The organism is Pantoea sp. T14 (genome assembly GCF_036663535.1).
Classification (GTDB): Bacteria; Pseudomonadota; Gammaproteobacteria; order Enterobacterales; family Enterobacteriaceae; genus Pantoea; species Pantoea phytostimulans.
The window spans coordinates 1-20,598 of record NZ_JAWUEB010000022.1; the positions used below are offsets into that span (position 1 = coordinate 1).

The window sequence follows — 20,598 nt, forward strand, 5'->3', positions numbered from 1 at the left end:
GGTCAGCCCGGTGCCGTCGAGGGCAATCGCGCCGGTCACGCCGCCCGCCACCGCGTCGGTGATGCTGCTCAGCACCGATGGCGCGATCTGGGTGTCGACGTTGAGGGTGATGCTTTCGGAGGTCGCGGAAACGTTGCCGGCCGGATCAACCGCCCTCACCGTCAGCAGGTGCGTACCGTCGCTGAAGCGCCCGCCCGCCGGATGCTGCCACGTCCAGTTCGCCGTGGTGGTAGTGAAGCTGGCGATCGCGTTTGCGCCGTCGTAAATCGTCACCATGCTGCCCGGCTCCGCGCTGCCGCTGATAACCGGGCGGCTGTCGTTGGTCAGCCCGGTGCCGTCGAGGGCAATCGCGCCGGTCACGCCGCCCGCCACCGCGTCGGTGATGCTGCTCAGCACCGTCGGCGCGGCTTGGGTGTCGACGTTGAGGGTGATGCTTTCGGAGATCGCAGAAACGTTGCCGGCCGGATCGACCGCCCTCACCGTCAGCAGGTGCGTACCGTCGCTGAAGCGTGCGCCCGCCGGATACTGCCACGTCCAGTTCGCCGTGGTGGTGGTGAAGCTGGCAATCGCGTTTGCACCGTCGTAAATCGTCACCAGGCTGCCCGGCTCCGCGCTGCCGCTGATAACCGGGCGGCTGTCGTTGGTCAGCCCATTGTTGCCGATGTGATTGCCGCCCTCTATGCCACCGCTGACGTTATCCAGCACAGTGTTAATGCTGACGTCCGGCGCAACCGTATCAATAGTGATGGGATAATCCACAGTCGGCAGACTGGTGTTGCCGACCGTGTCGGTGGCGGTGGCAGAGAAGCGATGCTCACCCTCACTTAACGTAGGTGCCTGGAACGCCCAACTGCCGTCGGCGCCAGCGATAACACTGCCGACTACCCGACCATCAATACTGATTTCAATAAGTGCACCGGGTTCCGACTGGCCGCTCAACAGCGGTTGGTTGTCGTTGGTCAGCCCGCCGGAAGAAATGTTGCTGGTCAGGCCACCGACGTCATCTGTCACGCTGTCAATCGAGACCGCAGGTGGCGTCAGATCAATATTCAGCTCAAACTTAACGGACGCCGGGCTAACCTTGCCCTCGACACTGGTTTCCGTTGCTGTTAGCTGATACGTGCCTTCAGAGAGGGACAGCAGCGTAAATATCCAACTGCCATCCTCGCCAACCACGGCCGAACCCTGCAGCTCGCCGTTCGCGTAAATATGAATAATGTTGCCAGGTTTACTGCCTTGGCCGCTGATATCAGGCGACGGGTCGTTGGTTACGGCCCCCTGTTGCAACGAACCGGTGACGCTGCCGAAATTATCATGGCCTTGGACAATAGTCGGTGCTGGGATTTTATCAGCCGGGCCGCTGTGCTGGTTCTGCATGGCAAGAACGACGCCGCCCAAGCCCAGTAAACCGGCAAAGGCGGCCGCCGCCTTAAGAAAGCCGTAGTCTTTTATCGGATAAAACGCCTCGAGCGGACCCGCGGAGTTGCGGCTCATAACCATCACGGCACTGTAATTATCTTCGAATGCTTCTGCTTCCCCGCTGGCGGCGTCGGCGCTGACGTACTCATGTAGATCGCCGCGGGCGTCAACGCCCAGTACATCGCCTGGCTGCTCGTAGTAATCAAGAATAATCAGTTGCGGCTGCTCATCGCCATCAATGCGGACTTCAAGATGATTGTCTTTACGGCTCAGTTTCAGCTTCTCAGGACCTGAGGCGTCTTTCGTTGCCCCTTGGGTAATGAGATAGCGGTTGCCCGCAACAGCGTTGAGATGAAACGGCTTGCCCTGAGGCAACGTCACGCGTTGAGACGCCATGCCGTCGTTGAGTAAGGTCAGATTCAAAGGGATGATTGTCATTTTCTTGTCCAAAAAAAAAGTAACAGGCCAGCCCGTTAATTTGAACGACCTGGAGAATTACAGAATTTTCTCAGAGACAAGCGCGAGGATGTATAAGACGAAACTCGAATTTAGTGAGTTTCTCATTTTTCGCCACAATCTTGATGAGTAAGTTTAGATGTGGCATTGTCGCGAACCGTAGCTTTTCCCATCACGACGTCCCGTCGACAGCTAACAGATGTACCCACCAAGAATCTACACTTTACGCATCTTTTTCTTTACAGCAGGAGTAATGCGATAAGTCGACGCTAACTAATTTGTCTTGCTTTTCAATGGAATAAAGTTCTGTCAACACGGCTTTTATAAGTAGCACGTTGATGGCTTCATCAACCGAAAACGGGGCTCTGCAATCGCACAATAAAGCAGTAAGTTGTGCTGCAAATCAATCCATCCTGCCCTAATCACCCATGTTAATCTGAAAAAATAGGATCATTCCTATTTTACGAAAACTATAAACTATCCCTTGGGTGAATGATGGCGCGTTACGACCTCAGGCTGCAAAACGCAGCCAGTTTCGTTTTTATTCTTCTCGTTTTGTTCGCATTCCCGCTCTCATCTGCATACGCCCTGTCAAACGGATGTTCGGCTGTTAATGCGCTTTCTGGTTTGACGTCCCTGTCATTTACTTCCAATGCGTATCCCGCATCAGATTTTGATGTCAGCGATGCCCTGACAGTCAGTTTTACCGACAGCGGAAGCGGATATGGTGGCAATGTGATGAGCGCTGACAGCATCGGTGTCGCAGGTTACAACTACAGCAATTCTCAGACATACAATGCCGCCAACGCTACCAGTTCTTCACCCCATACCGTCACCATAAATCTGGCAGCAGGCACTCTCGCTTCCAGCGGGCTTCGAGTTCGCCTCACCACAAGCTATGGGGAACTCAGTAACGTCGTTTTCAGCTGCACTGGCAACATTGCAGTATCCAGCGATGCAGCACTAAGCGGCCTCTATCTCTCTGCAGGCACACTCTCACCGTCGTTCAGCTCAGGTACGACAAGCTATGTGGCCTCTGTTGCGAATAGCGTATCTTCCATCACCGTTACGCCTCTTACCGCTGATTCCAGTGCGACTGTCACAGTAAACGGTTCAGTAATAACATCCGGTTCCGCTTCTTCGGCGATCGGCCTGTCATCAGGCGTAGCAACCAGCATTCCGGTGGTCGTGACAGCACAGGACGGGACAACTACCCGCTCTTACACACTCACTGTGACGCGTGCAGAAGCCATGCCGATAGCAAATAACGCTACAGCGACGGTTGCGGCGAACAGCACAAACAACGCGCTTACACTGTCGATCAGTGGCGGCACGCCGGTGTCGGTTGCTGTAGCAGCACCGCCTTCACATGGCACCGCAACGGCCTCCGGCACCCAGATCATTTACACGCCAAACGCCGGATATTCAGGCAATGACAGCTTTACATACAACGCGACCAATAGCGCGGGGACCTCTGCAAATGCCACGGTCTCTTTATCCGTCACCGCGCCAGTATTAACCTTCTCACCAGCAACGAGTGCGCTTCCGGCCGCTACGCTTAATAGCGCGTGGACGCAGACGCTGACTGCTTCTGGCGGCTCTGCGCCTTATACGTGGACCGCAATCGGCCTGCCCGCAGGCATCACACTAGACAGCACCACGGGTGTGCTTTCAGGTACGCCCACTGCGACGGGCAGCTTTACCCTTAGGGCCATCGCAACCGACAGCAATAACGCCTCCGGTACTGTCAATTACACATTAAACGTAAGCGAAGCGTTACCGATTGCCCGTGCTGTCGCGGCAACAGTCAGTGCCAACAGCAGCAATAATACTCTTCCGCTGGCACTATCTGGCGGAGTTGCTACTGCGGTAAATATCGCTAACGCACCTGCACATGGCACCGCAACCGCTTCCGGCACCGCGATTACCTATACCCCGAACCCCGGATATTCCGGCAGCGATAGCTTCACCTATAATGCGACAAATAGCGCAGGAAGCTCTGCCAACGCCACGGTTTTACTGACCATTACAGCAACGCCACTGACATTCACTCCAGCGGGTGGTTCCTTCCCGGCCGCAACAGTGGGCAGCGCCTGGTCACAGACTGTGGCCGTTTCTGGTGGTACTTCATCCTATACCTACAGCGCCAGCAGCCTGCCCGCTGGCATTACGCTCAACGGTGCCAGCGGCGTGTTTTCGGGCACACCAACGCTCGCAGGTAATTACAGCTTTCAGGTGACGGCGACCGATAGCGCCGGCTCTGGCAGTACCGTCAGCTATACCCTGAGTGTCAACGAGGCGGTGCCGGTTGCCAGCGCAGTCATGGCCAGCGTAGGTGCGGGGAGTTCAGATAACGCCATCACACTCAGCATTGCAGGAACAGTCACAAGCGTCGCGGTGATTCGACAGGCCAGTCACGGCACCGCCATCGCCGCAGGTACCCGCATTCGCTACACCCCGGTCAGTAACTACACCGGTAGCGACAGTTTTACCTACACGGCAACCAATGCATCTGGCACCTCCCAAGAGGCCAGCGTTTCCCTGAATGTGGCGGCGGCCACGCTCGTGATGGTTCCCTCCAGCGGTGCACTGCCGGAGGGAACGGTCGGTAAGGCTTACCTGCAACGTTTCAGCGCTTCAGGTGGAGCCGCACCCTACCGCTGGCAGCAGAGCGGGACTTTGCCCCAAGGTCTGACATTCGCCAATGGTGAATTGCAGGGCACTCCGACAACGGGGGGTTCTGCTTCATTTACCCTGACCGCAACAGATGCAAATGGAGAGACAACAAAGGCGGCTTATTCACTGGCGATCAATAACGCCGCACCGGTGGCGGCTAACCACAGTGCCTCACTTTACGCCGGACAGTCGGTGAAGGTGAATCTGGTTGACGGTGCGACCGGTGGCCCCTTCACCGCGGCACGTTTGCTGGATAAGCCAGAGAGCAACCTCGGCACCGCCTCTATTCAATCATCCGGTACGTCATTTCAATTGTTGTTCACTGCCGCCGCACAGGCTAGCGGCACCGTTGCCCTGCGTTATGAACTGTCGGCGCCTTCCGGCACCACCCAGCCCGCACAGATCACGCTGACCATTGCCGCCCGTCCCAATCCCACGACAGATGCGGACGTGATTGGCCTGATTAGCGCTCAGGTTCAGGCTGCGCAGAACTTCGCACGCGCCCAGATACGTAATTTCAATGACCGCCTGGAACAGCTGCACAGCGGGGTGAATCTGCCTTCCAGTCACAATGGTCTCCGTTTCAATATGCCAACCAGTCGCCCTGAGCGTGATACGGATAAAGATCTGTGGGCCAGCGCCTGGCATCAGCAGCAAAAATACCAGGATGAACATGCACAACCGCCGCCGTCGCCGTTTGCCAGCAGTCATGACGGTGAGCGCCTCTCTTACTGGACCGGTGGCTATATCGATTTTGGCAGCGATAAAGATGACAGCGTGCGATTCAGCCACACGATGGTGGGTATCACGACCGGTGCCGATTATCGCTTCACTCCGGCCTTTACCGCCGGGATGGGGATGGGTTTTGGCCGCGACGTGAGTGATGTCGGTGATTCAGGTTCTCGGGACAATGGCCGTTCGCTTAGCTCGGCAATCTATGGCAGCTGGCATCCAGATGCGTTCTTTATTGACGGACTGCTGGGTTACAGCAGTCTCGAGTTCGACAGCAAGCGATACGTCAGCGAATCGGATGCATTCGCGCGCGGCAGTCGTTCAGGGCGTCAGGTGTTCAGCTCTCTGACCTCTGGCTACGCCTTCCGCACGGTTAACAGCCTTATCTCACCCTACGCACGCCTACAGTATTACCGTACCTGGCTGGATGGCTACGCCGAGTCGGACGCGGGGGCATTCAATCTGGCGTTTGCCCCACAGCGTTTCACTCAGGTAGTGACCACGACGGGTCTGCGCGGCGAGCACAGCGTGCCGACCACCTGGGGCTTTGTGAAACTGCAAAGCCGCCTGGAATATTCACAGCTAATAAATGATAACGGTAGCGCCCGGGTGGGCTATGCCGATGTGGGCAATGACACCTGGAGTATGTCGCTGTATGAGCAAAGCAAACAGACACTGGCGCTGGGTGTGGGCATCGATTTTGTGCTGCCACATGAAATCACGCCGGGGATCGCTTATCAGGCAACCCTGGGAATGGATGAACAGCAGACGCGAGCACAGACGATTATGGTGCGGGTGAATATCGGATTCTGAGTGAGTGCGTGTTTCCTCAACAAGCATCTCTATGTCGGAAGCATTAAGCTGATAAAAATCGACCTGTGCCTGACCGAGACGTTTAAGCAACTCATCCAGTGAACGCTGTAGATGACGGTGTGATAGCCCGGAATCATTTACGTCAGCGCTGGCGTTGGTGGCGATAACCCGTCTTTTCGGCACCTCGGTCTGACGGGCAGCCAGCCCGCGCTTTACGGTTAAGGGAGGCGAGAGTTGATGCCAGGCCGGGTTTCATAAACGCGCCACCCTCTCGTGGTCATTACCTTGCACAATCTCCTGGATATCAGGTTCGGGTTGAGGCTCTAATTATCAGTTCGGGCCTCTGTCCAGCACTACTGAGAACCTGATGCCCCGCCAAAACGTCAAACAGCAGCGTAATGGCCTGACGGGCGACCTCATCAAGGTGCAGGTTCAACGCCGTTAGCGGTGGCTGGGATTCTCGTGCCCGAATGCCATCATAGCGAGTCACTAACCGCATCCTTTGCGGTATCTCCGTTGCTGTTTCATGAAAGGCGCGGATGGCTCCGCTGGCAAAGGTATCCACCAGAATCAGTACGCCATCCACCTCGGGATTATCCTGCAGCAACTGGCGCGTAGCCTGATAACCGGCAGTTTCGCCCTGCTTTTCATCAAGGTAATAAATCACCGGCGTCTGCCGTCCTTCGCACCAGAGGCGATAGGTGGCTTCCGTCTCCAGCGTGGAGGTGCGGCGTATGTTGCCGACAAACAGCGCGCATTGACTCGCACCTTCCGCCGCCAAGTGCGTTAGCAATAAATCAGTCGTCGTCGCGGAATGCAGATCAACCCAGGGCACTGGCGTGGTTGTTCCCGGCGTACGGCCAATGGTGACACAAGGGATCCCCGCCTGTTCCAGCGCCAGCAGCTGCGGATCGTTTTCAGCGGGTTCAAGCAGAATAGCGGCATCGAAAGTTACGGTATCCAGCGGGTTCTTGCCTGGCGGCACAAGTATCAGCGCGTGCTGTTTTTCCAACGCCATAATCGCCGCGGTGAGTGCAACCTCCATCATAAATCCCAGTTTTGACGCCCCGGAAGCAATAGACAGCGGTAACGAAGAGAGCAGCGCAATCGTGTTGGTTTTTCCGGTACGCAGCTGGCGGGCACGAATATTCGGTGTGTAGTTCAGCGCCTGGATCGCCTGTTCAATACGTTGTCTTGTCTCAGGTTCAACAAAACGGGTGTTATGAAGCGCATTGGATACCGTACCCGGGGAAACGCCGGCCAGGCGTGCAACATCAATCAACTTTGCGCGTTTTTTATCTTGTACTGGCATGGTGTTGGTAATCCCTGACATTTTTCGGTCAGGGTAACACATTTGCTCAGGTATAAATTTCAGACCTAATTCATAACAAAATCATATTACTGAATGGCTATTCAGAGGTAGCGCTTGAGCAGAAGTTAATGTCTACTATTTCCATTAAAACGTTTTAATGACGAATTTAGCGACAGATGTTTCTACAGGAGCTTACGTGACACACTCAAATCAAGATCCCTCTTTTACGCTCGGACGCCGTCCAACCGGACTGACTTTCGCGGATAAAGCAAAAAGCTTTGGCGGTTATACTCTCTTCGCCCCACAAACAGCCGACGGTCGAGTCTATCTGATCGATGACGAAGGAGACGTTGCGCATCAGTGGCAATTACCGGTCCGTGCCGGACGGGATGCTGTTCTGCTTCCTAACGGCAATCTGGGTTATAACGGGAGCCACCGTAACTCAGCACAACTCTACCCGGCGTGGGATCTCTGGCACGGCGGTGATTTCTATGAAGTCACTCCAGATAATGAAGTGGTGTGGCATTACGAAGATATTTTTCACCATCATGACGCGCAATGGCTGGCGAACGGTAATCTGCTGTATACCACGGCAGCCCCATTACCCACAGAGATAGCGGCACGCGTGACAGGCGGCGATCCCCGTCGCGATGCACCCGACGGCATCATTCAGAGCGATATCGTAAAAGAGGTCACTCGAGAGGGAAAAGTCGTCTGGGAATGGCGTGCCTGGGAGCATCTGGCGCCGGAGGATTTCCCGGTCCATGACATTTTTGACCGCCGCCACTGGCCGATGATTAACGGTTTGTCTGTTACCCGAGATGGCCTTGTGCTGATGAGTCTGCGCACAACCTCTGGCGTCATTGCGGTGGCGAAAGAGAGCGGTAAGGTTGTCTGGCACGCCGGCCCGGACGTTGTCGCTCAACAGCATACCCCAGTTGAGATGGAGAATGGCTCGATTCTGGTTTTTGATAACGGCAATCTGCGCCCCGGAGTGACCTCACCGCACTCGACGATACTGGAGTTCGATCCCCAGACTAAAGCCATCACATGGCAGTATCGCGACATTTTTCCGCCCGCTTTTTTCTCACCCTATATGGGAAGCGCGCAGCGACTGGCGAATGGCAATACGTTTATCTGTGAGTCAGCATTTGGCCGCCTGTTTGAAGTGACGCCGCAGGGTGAAACGGTGTGGGAATACATCATCCCGCATTTCAATGAATACCCGGAACATCTCAGTAACGGTGTTATCCCCGGCAAGCATAACAGCACGTTTCGCGCGCATCGCTATAGCGCAGATGCCATTCCGTGGCTGAAATAACCTTTCTCCGCCAGCTTGTGCTGGCGGTTATTTTAAATGTTGATGGGAGGCAATATGCCGCTACCTGATTCCGCAGCACCGGATAATGAAGCCTTGCCCTGGCAAACTAAGCTGTTGCTGGCGATTCAGCATGTAATGGTTGTCGCAGCCACACCGATCACCGCGGTTTTCCTGATTGCTAATGCACTCCATTTCACTGATGCGATCACCCTCTCGGTACTGAGCGCGACGTTTTTGATGTGCGGCTTGGGTGCAATCTTACAAAGCCTTGGCATCGGAAGTTTCGGCGCACGGCTGCCGTTTATCATGGTTCCGGGCGGTGCTCCAATAGCGATTTTCATTGCGATCGCTTTGCAAACCACTATCCAGACGGCAATTGGCGCAGTGATATTAACTTCGCTGTTTTACTTTATCGCCCTGCCCGTTTTCCGCCGCTTCCTGCACCATTTTCCACCGTTTATCATTGGTATTATGTTGCTGCTGGTCTCCGTTAACTTGATACGTCTGTATGGCGGGCTCATTACTACGCATCCAGCCAATGCTCAATTTGCACCGTCAACCAACATTGTGTTGGCGCTGGGTACTATCCTGATCACGCTGGTTTTTGCGCTTGTCTTTACCGGTATTCTGCGTCAGCTTTCAGTGATGTTTGGCCTACTGGCGGGAACATTGCTCGGCGTCCTGCTCGGCGTGACTGACTTTAGCGGTGTCAGCCACGGCCCGCTGCTAAGCGTACCGCAGTTTTTCCCGTTCGGCTGGCCGGTATTTAATATCTCAGCCTCGCTGCCTTTACTTATTTATGCCGTTATCTCTATGGCTGAAGCAACCGGGCAAACGATTGCGACAGCTGAGATCGTTAATTCTACTCAAAACGTCCATAAAACAATCCCACGGACTATTCGTGGAGATGCCATCATGTCGCTGCTTGGCGGGATTTTCGGAACCTCTCTTATTATCACTTCCGGCGAGAATATCGGCGTTGTGCGTACAACCAACGTAAAATCACGCCACGTCACAGCGATAGCTGGCCTACTGTTGATCCTGATTGCCGTGTTTTCGCCTCTGGTACGCCTTGCAGCCGGCTTGCCCGGCCCGGTTGTTTGCGGCACGGCTGTCATTGTCTTCAGCATAATTGGGGTGATCGGAATCGAAATGATTTCCCGTGAATCGCTGCACATGCCGGGGAAAACCTATGCATTAGCCAGCGGGTTGGCCATGGGAATGTTGCCGATCCTTGTCCCTGGCCTTTATCAGAATTTACCCTCAGCCGTACAGATGGTTCTGGGTAACGGCATGGCTGCCGGAACCCTCACCGCAATCATCGTAAATTCGCTGTTTTTAATGAGCGAAAAACGGACTGTAGCAAGGGTAAATCGGTGAGTTTAGAGGGCTGCTGCAACGCGCTGAACAGTTGTTTAAAATATCAAACGCTCAAGTGATGTAGATACCCTATCACCCGTGATTACACATTGAGGATACTTGTTAGTTTTAACAAGTATCCTTTTTAACAACTCACTGACAGTAGCCTTCCACCTTCAGCCGATACCCGCACCACAATGCCGCTTGTAGTGACTGAAATACACATTCATTCAGGCCATGCTCCCGCGTCACAAAGGCATTTGCAGCGCGGGGGAGTGCGTTCGCCGGAATATGTGCCTCTCATTTCAATGAATCAAAATATCGGTTATCAGCCCTGTTCATAAAGCCATGTAGACAATACGGATAATTCTTTTGAAGATGCCGACTATGCTTAACCTTCAATAATTTTTCAAAAACCGTTTTATTCCAACTTTTGTCCATTGTCTTTTTTAATTACTGGAGGTTTGGCATGAGCAGCCAACGCGAGACAAAACCTCACCACAATGCGGTCGGTGAAAAATTCAGGGCCGCGTCCGCCGCCACAGTATCGTCAGATGCTGCTTTTGGCGTTAATGCATCATCTGCAACACCCCCGCCTTCGTTAGAGAAAATCTCACTAAAAGTGAACGGCAATCATCAACAGCTGGAAGTCGATACCCGCACCACACTGCTTGATGCACTACGTGAACATTTTAAACTCACGGGAACGAAAAAAGGGTGTGACCACGGTCAGTGTGGCGCCTGTACGGTTATCGTTAATGGGCGACGGATCAACGCTTGCCTCACCCTGGCGGTCATGCAGCACGATGCTGAGATCACCACCATTGAAGGTCTGGGCACGCCTGAAAAGCCGCATCCTTTACAGACGGCGTTCATCAAGCATGACGGCTATCAGTGTGGCTACTGCACACCCGGTCAGATATGTTCAACGGTTGCGGTTCTTGAAGAAATCAAAGCGGGCATTCCCAGCCACGTCACGCACGATCTGGTTTCCACGCCTGAAGTCACTGCCGATGAAATACGGGAGCGTATGAGCGGTAATATCTGCCGCTGCGGTGCCTATTCCAACATTCTTGCTGCGATTGAAGAGTTTGCGGAGGGGCAAAAATCATGAAAGCTTTCACCTATGAACGGGTAAAAACCCCCGTTGAGGCAGCTGCCAGCGCGCTGCAACATTCAGGGGCTAAATTCATTGCGGGTGGAACCAATTTGCTCGACCTGATGAAGCTTGAAATCGAAGCGCCATCCCATCTGATTGATGTTAACGGCCTTGAACTGGATAAAATCGAAGCGACTCAGGAAGGTGGGCTACGCATTGGTGCGCTGGTTCGTAACACCGATTTAGCCGCAGACTCTCGAGTTCGACGCGATTACGGCGTGTTATCGCGCGCTTTGTTAGCAGGCGCCTCTGGACAGTTGCGCAATCAGGCGACAACAGCAGGTAATCTGCTTCAACGTACCCGTTGTCCTTACTTCTATGACACCAATCAGCCCTGCAATAAACGATTACCGGGTAGCGGATGCGCTGCACTTGATGGCTTCAGTCGTCAACATGCTGTCGTAGGTGCAAGCGATGATTGTATCGCCACCCATCCCAGCGACATGGCCGTCGCTATGCGTCTGTTGGATGCAGTAGTGGAAACCGTCAGCCCGGATGGGAGTGAACGCACTATTCCCATTGCTGATTTTTATCGTGCGCCGGGAAACACTCCTCATCTGGAAACTGTCTTGCATCCCGGGGAGCTTATTATTGCGGTCACCCTTCCCCCACCGCTGGGTGGAACGCATATTTATCGTAAAGTGCGCGATCGCGCCTCTTATGCGTTTGCTCTGGTGTCAGTCGCCGCCGTCATATTTCCTGATAAATCAGGCCGCGTTGCGCTTGGCGGCGTTGCACATAAACCGTGGCGGTTAGAGGACGCGGATAAAGAAATTATTCATGGCGCTCAACCGGTATGCGATCGGCTCTTCGCCAGCGCGCAACCCACCGCTGAAAACGAATATAAGATCACTCTGGCGAAGCGTACGCTCGCGTCGGTACTGGCGGAAGCGAGAGGATAAATGATGAAATTCGAAAAGCCCGCAGGGAATAATCCCATTGATCAGCTCAACGTGGTTGGTCAGCCGTTAAGTCGTATAGATGGCCCATTGAAGACATCCGGTTTAGCGCATTATGCCTATGAATGGCATACCGAAGCCCCCGATGCAGCTTATGGTTATGTTGTCGGCGCCCCTATATCAAAAGGCAAAATCACTGCCGTCGATACCCAGGCAGCGAAGCGTGCACCCGGTGTGCTTGCCGTCGTCACCGCTGAAAATGCTGGCCCACTGGATAAAGGTGAGAGAAATGCTGCCCGGCTGCTGGCTGGCGACAACATTGAACACTACCACCAGGCTGTCGCACTCGTGGTAGCGGAAACGTTTGAACAGGCACGCGCAGCGGCGACGCTGGTTAACGTTCAGTACGAGCGTGAGCCTGGTGCCTATGATCTCGCACATGAAAAACCCACCGTAACGACGCCTCCCGAAGGCGAGACCGATAAAAAGGTCGGTGATTTTGACAGCGCTTTCGCCACGTCTGAGATCAAGTTAGATGCGCAATATACGACGCCTGACCAAAGTCATATGGCCATGGAACCTCACGCTTCTATGGCTATCTGGGAGGATGACAAGCTTACTGTCTGGACATCTAATCAGATGATTGACTGGTGTCGTACCGATTTGGCCAAAACGCTCAATATGCCTGTAGAGAAGGTACGCGTGATTTCGCCCTATATCGGTGGTGGATTTGGCGGCAAGCTGTTTCTGCGTAGCGATGCGCTACTGGCAGCGCTGGGGGCGCGCGCGATAAATCGCCCCGTTAAGGTCATGCTGCCAAGACCCATGATTCCGAATAATACGACCCACCGTCCGGCAACCATTCAACACATTCGTATCGGCACAGATCGCGACGGCCATATTACGGCCATCTCACATCAAAGTTGGTCTGGTAATCTACCGGATGGCACGCCAGAAACAGCGGTTCAGCAAACAGAGTTGCTTTATGCTGGCGCTAATCGCCTGACAGGATTGCGTTTGGCGAAGCTCGATCTTCCCGAAGGAAACGCAATGCGAGCACCGGGTGAGGCACCGGGTCTGATGGCACTGGAGATTGCGATTGACGAAATCGCAGAAAAAGTGGGCATGGATCCCATCGCGTTTCGCATTCTCAACGATACCCAAGTCGATCCCGCTAATCCCGATCGCCCTTTCTCGCGCCGTCAGCTGGTTGAGTGCCTTAAAACCGGAGCGGAGCATTTTAACTGGAGCCGCCGCAACGCTAAACCGGCAATGGTCAGAGAGGGGCGCTGGCTGGTAGGAATGGGCGTGGCGGCAGGCTTTCGTAATAATATGGTGGCGACATCGGGTGCACGTGTGCATTTAGATGATAAAGGCACCATTACCGTCGAAACCGACATGACCGATATCGGCACCGGCAGCTACACCATTATCGCCCAGACGGCAGCAGAAATGATGGGTGTCTCCATTGACCAGGTTGTTGTGCGATTGGGGGATTCGAGCTTTCCGGTTTCTGCAGGCTCAGGCGGTCAATGGGGAGCAAACACTTCTACGTCCGGTGTTTATGCGGCCTGCGTGAAACTCCGCGAGGCTGTCGCAGCCAAACTTGGGTTTGACCCCCAAAATGCCACCTTCAGTGATGGTCAGGTACATAACGGAAACCGGAGTGCACCGCTTGCTGCTGCTGCTGCTCAAGCTCCCCTTACCGTAGAGGACAGCATTGAGTTTGGTGATCTCGATGAGCAGTATCAGCAGTCAACGTTTGCAGGGCACTTCGTTGAAGTCGGGGTTGATATTGCAACGGGTGAAGTCAGAGTTCGCCGCATGCTGGCGGTTTGCGCAGCCGGTCGTATTCTCAATCCCAAGACCGCACGAAGCCAGGTGATTGGTGCAATGACGATGGGCCTCGGTGGGGCACTGATGGAGGAGCTGATAGTCGATAAGCGACTGGGATATTTTGTAAACCACGATATGGCCGGCTATGAAGTGCCCGTTCATGCCGATATTCCTGAGCAGGAAGTCATTTTTCTGGATGACACCGACCCTATCTCCTCGCCCATGAAAGCAAAAGGTGTGGGTGAGCTGGGTTTATGTGGTGTCAGTTCGGCCATCGTTAACGCGATCTATAACGCCACCGGCGTTCGTGTGAGAGATTATCCGGTAACACTGGATAAGCTACTGAAGGGACTTCCCGCCTTGGCATAATATGCGTTATCACAGGCTTGTCAGTTATCCAGCAACGTAGCAAGGATGCTCAAACAGCGGACAAGCCTGGACTGACCTTCCATGCATGTCAGCGCTGGACATTCATATTGGGATATTTGTAACCTTTAGCGTATCTACCGGTTTCTGGAAATTTCCTGGACTGATTTAATGTGTGATTTTCCGATACTGCCGGGACGGGCAAGTATCTGACGGGAAAAACACGGGACGGCTTTTTATCATATTTTTTCATACAGAGCATTTTGACGTTGCTACGCGAAAATTGCGCCGGTTTCAGGACTCATAGCCGCGAGAATCTTAAGCGACAAAGGTATCAGTTTGGCTACCACCAGCCATTTAAATAATTTTTTACACTCTACTTTCCCCGCGTTACCAGACTCCTTGAAGAACTGCACTCGCCTTGGCTGCGGGCTAGGAGTATTAATTGTTTTAAAGGATGATGTAACTAGTTTCATTACTTTCCTTTGCTTTGATAAGACTGATTAATTTACAAGCCCAAAATCACTCCCTTAACGTTATGCGTGCGATGAAAACAGCCAACGGAGCAAGACATAATGTTGACTTAATCATTGCCAATTTTACGTAACTACCGCCTGAATCGTGTAATAAGGGGTCCGCTTGAAAAACGGAAATTATCCCAGGCTAAGCGCGTTATTTATTCTGGGCTCAATCAAGTGACCGCACCTGCAAAATGTTATGCAATACACTGCCCTCGCCCCCAACAATACATATGTGCACCCTTAGTGCAGACTAAATGATGACATTTGGGTTATGACATTCATACTCATGACATATAGATAATGACATAAGGAGATTTCAGGAGGAATTTACCCTGTGACATTTGCGTATACTCAAATATGCCATAAGGTTTTTTCGTCCGGATGGAGCTCCATCCGATTTTATAAATTTTTTAAAAGGATCTTTAAATCCCACATGTCAACAGCCGTTATCTAAATAATCGAAACAGAATGAGAGGGTTATTTTAAAAGGGTATGTAAAAGTGGCTTCACTTAATACCACGCACGTGCCAAATAATGACTCAACATTCAAAGTCTTTTATTTTAATTATTTGACGGGTGTTAAGTCAGGTTCATGCAAAGCCCTCATTTTATTTCTGCAAACGACTATTTTCATTAATCACAGAAGCGCTGGCATCATACGCTTCCTGTGCTTTTTCAATAAGTTCAAGATGATTAATCGCCCAATCATACATGGCGCTAAAAGGTTTTTGCAAAGAGCGGCCAAGTTCGGTAATGGCGTATTCTACTGCAACCGGAGAAGTGGGCAAAACCGTACGGTTAATCAACCCGTTACGTTCCATTTTACGCAACGCCTGGGTGAGTGCTTTGTGTGTTATCCCTTCCATGCTGCGCTTCATTTCATTAAAACGCATTGTATTTTCATTGAGTAAAGTCAGTATCATTACACTCCATTTGTTTGCTACCTGATCGAAAAAGACACGCGCGGCACAGTCCGCAAAAAAAACGGGATCAACAATGTTTGTCATATAGGTATCCTTCAGTATATCTACTCGCTTAAAAGTGCGTAATTGACCTTAATTGAATGTTATATACCATGCTACTGACGTTGGTATAAATATCTCACTCCCAACCGCATCTTCTGCTAAATAAAACGGCAGGACAAATATTTAGCGAGTACTAAGGACCCATTATGAAAGAAGAAAAGTTCTCTCTGTCCCGACGTAACCTGCTGGCCTTCGCCAGCGCCACCGTTATTTCGGCGACAGTGAAAGCAAGTCCGGCACATTTTGCGCCAAAGGATTCGTCGACGGCCAAACTTTTTTATACGGAAAAAGGGGAAGGCAAAAACATAATGGTTTTACATGGCTGGACGTGTGATTCGCATGACTGGAGCTGGCAATTACCCGAGCTTGAAAGCAAATACCGTACGGTGGCTGTTGATTTACGCGGGCATGGACGATCGCAGGTTATGCCATCAGGACATTATGCTCCTGCTGACTATGTTGCCGATATTGAAGCACTGATTTTGACACACTATCCTGGCCAAAAATTTATTCTTATTGGCCATTCCATGGGTGGCCAGATTGCAGCTCGTCTTGCAGCGAAAAGACCTGACTTAGTGAGTGCTGTTGTCTCTATAGATGGTTCGATGGGATTCCCGGATAAACAGGCGGCGCTTTTTCAGAAAGCGGTTGATGACCTGCAAAACGGCGATCCCTATTTGACCGGTCCGGCGTTATTTGAACTTTTTTACGATAAAAGTACCCCGCCAGCGTTTAAGCGCTGGCATGCAAGACGTCTTCAGGGTGTGCCGCTGCATGTGATACGGGAATCATTCGGTCCACTGTTTCTGGGTGCGGGACAAGTGGGTATTGGCAAAGCGAGTGAGAATTTTTGTCGTAGCTTAACGATTCCTGTTTATCACCTTTGTCGCGATGCCACTCAGGCAGGGAATATGCGGACATGGTTTGCAAACCCAAAGTCAAAAACAGACTACTGGACGCAGACGGGTCACTGGATTATGCAGGATCGCAGTGAGGACGTGAACAAAGCCGTGACGGCCTGGATTGATGAGCTTTGATTTCCAAATGGGAAAGCAGAATACGCGGTTTGAGAGCTGATATTTTTAGTCGTATGAAGTGAATGCGACTCGCCAGAAGCCGCCAGGTCTTTTTTACCGCTAAAGCGACAACATATAGGTGATGAGTCAGATTAGTAGCGAAACGTGGATTCTCCCCTAATAACCAAAACCGGTAATACGCCCCTCGGCTTTTCTCGATAAAATGTCAGCGATTAGCGAATGATTCATTTAATGGCCAAGGACGGCAATCTCCGCTTCTGGCACAAAGCGGACGGTCAAAGTCGGTAGCGTCTGAAGCCGTTTCTGTATGCAGGATTATTGCTGCCCTGCTTTTACCCTGAGTAAGGTTTGCCGGATTGTATTAAATTCATGTGCAATGGCACTAGTGCTTATCCCGGTATTATCAACCTGAGCGGGGATTACGTCTGGCGAACAAACCTCAAACTGGGACAGGGTAAATACCGCGCGTTACGCTCAGTGGATAGTAGTCTGTACATAAAACAGGCTTAGCGTAGCATATTTTCCGTTTTCCAAGCGGCCTCCCCCTCCATGACTCTTCCATTTTTCAGGCGTAAACAACTATTTCGATAGGTAAACGCAATTATCGAAGTAAACCGTCCAGAGTACGCTTTTCCTGCTGTACCCATCTAAAGCAACGTCAGTTGTCCCAACGATATTCCCTCATTAAATTGCCTATTCAGTGATGCCTAAAAGGCAACAGGCAGGACGAATTATGTTTCTTCCAATGAACAGGGAAAAGACTATGTTATTCAAAAATGGAGGAAAACATGAACAAACCTTCTTCACCCTGGTGGTGGGACTTATCCACCCGTGAATTTAGTGAACTGGATATGGCTAATATCGTGGCGGTATTGCCTGTCGGCGCAGTAGAGCAGCATGGGCCCCATTTACCGGTCAGGGTGGATGCGGCCATCAATGCAGGCATTGTTAATCGTGCAGTTGAGCTGTTGCCATCAGACTTGCCCGTCTTGTTTATGCCAGCCGTACCGGTTGGCAAATCAGATGAGCATATCGCCTATCCAGGAACGCTTTCTCTGCCTTATGAAGTACTGGGTAAAGTGTGGTTTGAGATGGCGAAATGTGCCTGGCGAGCGGGTATTCGTAAGATTATTTTCTGGAATTCACACGGCGGCCAACCGCAGTTGATGGAGATAGTTTGCCGTCAGTTGCGCATAGAGTTAGGCATGTTGGCCGTCAGTGCGAGCTGGTTTCATACCATTGATGCCTCTGATCTCTACAGCGCCCACGAAATGCAGCATGGCATCCATGGTGGTGAGTCTGAAACAAGCATGATGCTGCATCTGCATCCTGAGTTAGTGCAAATGGATCATGCTGATAACTTTGTTTCTGCCTCCGTTGCCCTTGAAGCCAAAGGCGGCATTTTAACACCCGAAGGCGGTGTGGGTTTTGGCTGGATGGCGCAGGATCTGCATCTTTCTGGTGCTACAGGTAACGCTTCTGCAGCAGATGCGGAACGCGGTAAAGTTGCCACCGATCGCGCAGCTCAGGCTTTATTGACGTTGATTAAAGAAGTGCATGAATGTGAAATGAAGATGCTGCGTTCTACTACGGCATTTTCAAGCCGTCAGGAATAGTTCAGAGCAGGCCCATATGGGCCTGCTTCAGCATAATTCCGACATCATACTTTTAATCGTTTCGGCAAAAACGCTACCAATGGCACTGGTCCCGCGATCGTGACCTATCAGCATCAGTGTTTGCGTTTGCTGCGAAAGTTCTCTAACAGGAATGTAGATTAATCTGCCGCTACGCTGGTCAAACTCAATATCTATGGGCGTCAGGAAAGTCAGGGTTTGATCCATGATGGCCGACTGACGCATCACTTCAATCGAATTCGTTTCAATCACTGGTTGGAGATTCACCGAAGCACGGGCAAAAACCTCATCGAGATAAGGCCGGATAACCATTGATTTATCGGCTATAACAATCGGATAGGGTAAGCAATCACTCAAACGCAAGCTGGGTTTATCTGCCAATGGATGGCCTACACCCACTACCGCACCAAGCCGCACAGCGACACTGGCAATGTTGCGATGTACTGGTTGCAGATCAAAATCAAATCCAATACCCAAATCTGCCTCGCCGCTCGCCACAGCGTTTGTGATATTTTCACCCGTCGTTAATTGCTGCAGATTGAGTTTGACGCGTGGATTTGCTCGCCGAAATTCAGAGGCTGTACGCGGGATCAAATTCGCCGCCAGCCCGCTCATCATCGCAATGGTCACTTCCCCTCGACGCAACCCTTTCAGCTCCTCAATTTTCATTTGCGCCCATTCAATCTCTTTAAAACTCAGACGCACATGATAAATCAGCGCTTCGCCAGCCGCAGTCAGGACCATTTTTCGCGGCAGACGCTGGAACAGCGGTGTGCCCAGTTCTTCCTCTAACGCGAGGAGTTGCCGGTTAATAGCGGAAGCTGAGATATGCAGACGTTCTGCTGCTTTGCGGATGGAACCACTGCGTGCAACCTGATCAAGATAAACAAAAAGACGATGCTGAAGCATAATTTTCCTGCGTTGCCTTTTAGGCATCAGTAAGGACGAAAAATGATGCTTTTAAGATAATGAACTCCGGGTCATTAATACATCATTAACTACATTCGGAGAGAAATGATGGCAGACGTATCCCGCAGACATTTTGCAAAATTAGTGGCTGGTGCGCTATTGCTGCCAGCAATGGCTCCCCTTCTGTCGCGCAAAGCTTTAGCAGCGAACAACAACGTAAAAATTGCGCTTCTGTTGCCCGGCTCGGTAGCCGATGGCGGTTGGAGTTCACTGGCTTATGCCGGCCTTCAAAATCTCAAAAACAGTGGTTTCAGCGTGGCTTACAGCGAAAGTGTGCCACAAGCGCAAATGGAACAAGTGATCCGCGGCTATGCCGACGATGGCTATAGCTTGATTATCGGGCACAGCTTTGAATACGGTTCGGCATTTGCAGAAATCGCCCCCGAATATCCCGATACCTACTTCTTTGCATCCACCTTTAAACCCGCCGAAAAGACGCCGACCAACGTTGAGTATGTCAACCTCGCCTATATCCAGGGCGCTTACGCCGCGGGTGCGCTGGCCGCCCTGATTTCAGATAACGGCAAAGCTGTTGGCTTTGTCGGCGGTGGCGATAATCCAACTCAACAAGCCATGATGCGCGCCTTTATTCAGGCTGCTGAGAAAACCCGCCCCGGTATTCGTGGCATGGGCGTAGTCACGGGCGATTACGACAATGCTGCCAAGGGACGTGAAGCGGCTACTACCATGATCGGTAACGGCGCAGATGTTATCTGGCATGCCGCTGACGTGACCGGCCTTGGTGCGATGCAGGGTGCAGCCGCAGGGAAAGTTAAAGCTATGGGATGCTACGTTGATCAGAAAGATGTCGCCCCGGACTTCGTGGCATGCAGTTTCCGCCAAAACCTCGACTGGATGGTCGAGCAGGTCGGTGAGTCCGTTGCGAGCAAGCATTTTGATGGCGGTGAAGAGTGGAGCCCAAGCGTGGGTAAAGCCTGGTCGGTCGTCAATGGCAGTAAGCAGTACAACGAAAAACTGGTGAGTGCCAGTGCTTGGGCTACGTTCGAGCAGATCTGGCAACAACTGGACAGCGGCGCGCTTAAGCCAACGGTTTAACAGGCGGA

At 52.2% G+C, this 20,598-nt stretch carries 13 protein-coding genes; 9 read left to right on the top strand and 4 right to left on the bottom strand.

Features of this window, described 5'->3' with window-relative positions:
- The coding region (locus SC127_RS09530) for an Ig-like domain-containing protein (protein ID WP_332626043.1) at window positions 1-1,857 on the bottom strand (1,857 nt) is incomplete at its 3' end.
- 513 nt (window positions 1,858-2,370) lie between these two features.
- On the opposite strand from SC127_RS09530, the gene SC127_RS09535 reads away from it, so the two are divergent.
- Window positions 2,371-6,096 (top strand): autotransporter domain-containing protein, encoded by a 3,726-nt coding sequence (locus SC127_RS09535; protein ID WP_442955745.1) that lies wholly within the window; start codon window positions 2,371-2,373, stop codon window positions 6,094-6,096.
- 304 nt (window positions 6,097-6,400) lie between these two features.
- Here SC127_RS09535 and SC127_RS09540 read toward each other — a convergent pair whose 3' ends face one another.
- Window positions 6,401-7,408: a LacI family DNA-binding transcriptional regulator gene (locus SC127_RS09540; RefSeq protein WP_332626045.1), complete on the bottom strand. Its 1,008-nt coding sequence runs from the start codon at window positions 7,406-7,408 to the stop codon at window positions 6,401-6,403.
- 196 nt (window positions 7,409-7,604) lie between these two features.
- On the opposite strand from SC127_RS09540, the gene SC127_RS09545 reads away from it, so the two are divergent.
- The 5 genes from SC127_RS09545 (at window position 7,605) to paoC (ending at window position 14,351) form a co-directional block, all read left to right on the top strand.
- A complete protein-coding gene (locus SC127_RS09545) occupies window positions 7,605-8,729 on the top strand; it encodes an aryl-sulfate sulfotransferase (protein ID WP_332626046.1) in 1,125 nt (374 codons plus the stop codon).
- Between the two features lie 54 nt (window positions 8,730-8,783).
- Window positions 8,784-10,109, top strand: a complete 1,326-nt coding sequence (locus SC127_RS09550; RefSeq protein WP_332626047.1) for a uracil-xanthine permease family protein — start codon at window positions 8,784-8,786, stop codon at window positions 10,107-10,109.
- Between the two features lie 448 nt (window positions 10,110-10,557).
- Window positions 10,558-11,202, top strand: coding sequence for an aldehyde dehydrogenase iron-sulfur subunit PaoA (gene paoA, locus SC127_RS09555; RefSeq protein WP_332626048.1), 645 nt, complete (start codon window positions 10,558-10,560; stop codon window positions 11,200-11,202).
- Window positions 11,199-12,149 carry an FAD binding domain-containing protein gene (locus SC127_RS09560; RefSeq protein WP_215844792.1) on the top strand — a complete coding sequence of 317 codons (951 nt, stop codon included), beginning with the start codon at window positions 11,199-11,201 and terminating at the stop codon, window positions 12,147-12,149. The genes paoA and SC127_RS09560 overlap by 4 nt, the downstream gene beginning before the upstream one ends.
- A gap of 3 nt (window positions 12,150-12,152) precedes the next feature.
- Window positions 12,153-14,351, top strand: a complete 2,199-nt coding sequence (paoC, locus tag SC127_RS09565) for an aldehyde oxidoreductase molybdenum-binding subunit PaoC (protein ID WP_332626391.1) — start codon at window positions 12,153-12,155, stop codon at window positions 14,349-14,351.
- A gap of 1,126 nt (window positions 14,352-15,477) precedes the next feature.
- On the opposite strand, the gene SC127_RS09570 is transcribed toward paoC, so the two are convergent.
- Window positions 15,478-15,876, bottom strand: coding sequence for a winged helix-turn-helix transcriptional regulator (locus SC127_RS09570; RefSeq protein WP_243079482.1), 399 nt, complete (start codon window positions 15,874-15,876; stop codon window positions 15,478-15,480).
- Between the two features lie 164 nt (window positions 15,877-16,040).
- On the opposite strand from SC127_RS09570, the gene SC127_RS09575 reads away from it, so the two are divergent.
- On the top strand, window positions 16,041-16,931 hold the full coding sequence (locus SC127_RS09575) for an alpha/beta fold hydrolase (RefSeq protein WP_215844789.1): 891 nt from the start codon (window positions 16,041-16,043) through the stop codon (window positions 16,929-16,931).
- 788 nt (window positions 16,932-17,719) lie between these two features.
- Window positions 17,720-18,547, top strand: a complete 828-nt coding sequence (locus SC127_RS09585) for a creatininase family protein (RefSeq protein WP_243079484.1) — start codon at window positions 17,720-17,722, stop codon at window positions 18,545-18,547.
- 27 nt (window positions 18,548-18,574) lie between these two features.
- On the opposite strand, the gene SC127_RS09590 is transcribed toward SC127_RS09585, so the two are convergent.
- On the bottom strand, window positions 18,575-19,474 hold the full coding sequence (locus SC127_RS09590) for a LysR family transcriptional regulator (RefSeq protein ID WP_332626049.1): 900 nt from the start codon (window positions 19,472-19,474) through the stop codon (window positions 18,575-18,577).
- 105 nt (window positions 19,475-19,579) lie between these two features.
- Between SC127_RS09590 and SC127_RS09595 the strand changes: the two genes are divergently transcribed.
- A complete protein-coding gene (locus tag SC127_RS09595; RefSeq protein WP_215844787.1) occupies window positions 19,580-20,590 on the top strand; it encodes a BMP family protein in 1,011 nt (336 codons plus the stop codon).
- Window positions 20,591-20,598: the final 8 nt, after the last annotated feature.

Coding starts and splice junctions, on each gene's coding strand:
- SC127_RS09535 (WP_442955745.1), top strand. CDS start 2,371: ATGGCGCGTTACGACCTCAGGCTGCAAAACGCAGCCAGTTTCGTTTTT.
- SC127_RS09570 (WP_243079482.1), bottom strand. CDS start 15,876: ATGACAAACATTGTTGATCCCGTTTTTTTTGCGGACTGTGCCGCGCGT.
- SC127_RS09575 (WP_215844789.1), top strand. CDS start 16,041: ATGAAAGAAGAAAAGTTCTCTCTGTCCCGACGTAACCTGCTGGCCTTC.
- paoC (WP_332626391.1), top strand. CDS start 12,153: ATGAAATTCGAAAAGCCCGCAGGGAATAATCCCATTGATCAGCTCAAC.
- SC127_RS09560 (WP_215844792.1), top strand. CDS start 11,199: ATGAAAGCTTTCACCTATGAACGGGTAAAAACCCCCGTTGAGGCAGCT.
- SC127_RS09585 (WP_243079484.1), top strand. CDS start 17,720: ATGAACAAACCTTCTTCACCCTGGTGGTGGGACTTATCCACCCGTGAA.
- SC127_RS09590 (WP_332626049.1), bottom strand. CDS start 19,474: ATGCTTCAGCATCGTCTTTTTGTTTATCTTGATCAGGTTGCACGCAGT.
- paoA (WP_332626048.1), top strand. CDS start 10,558: ATGAGCAGCCAACGCGAGACAAAACCTCACCACAATGCGGTCGGTGAA.
- SC127_RS09595 (WP_215844787.1), top strand. CDS start 19,580: ATGATGGCAGACGTATCCCGCAGACATTTTGCAAAATTAGTGGCTGGT.
- SC127_RS09550 (WP_332626047.1), top strand. CDS start 8,784: ATGCCGCTACCTGATTCCGCAGCACCGGATAATGAAGCCTTGCCCTGG.
- SC127_RS09540 (WP_332626045.1), bottom strand. CDS start 7,408: ATGCCAGTACAAGATAAAAAACGCGCAAAGTTGATTGATGTTGCACGC.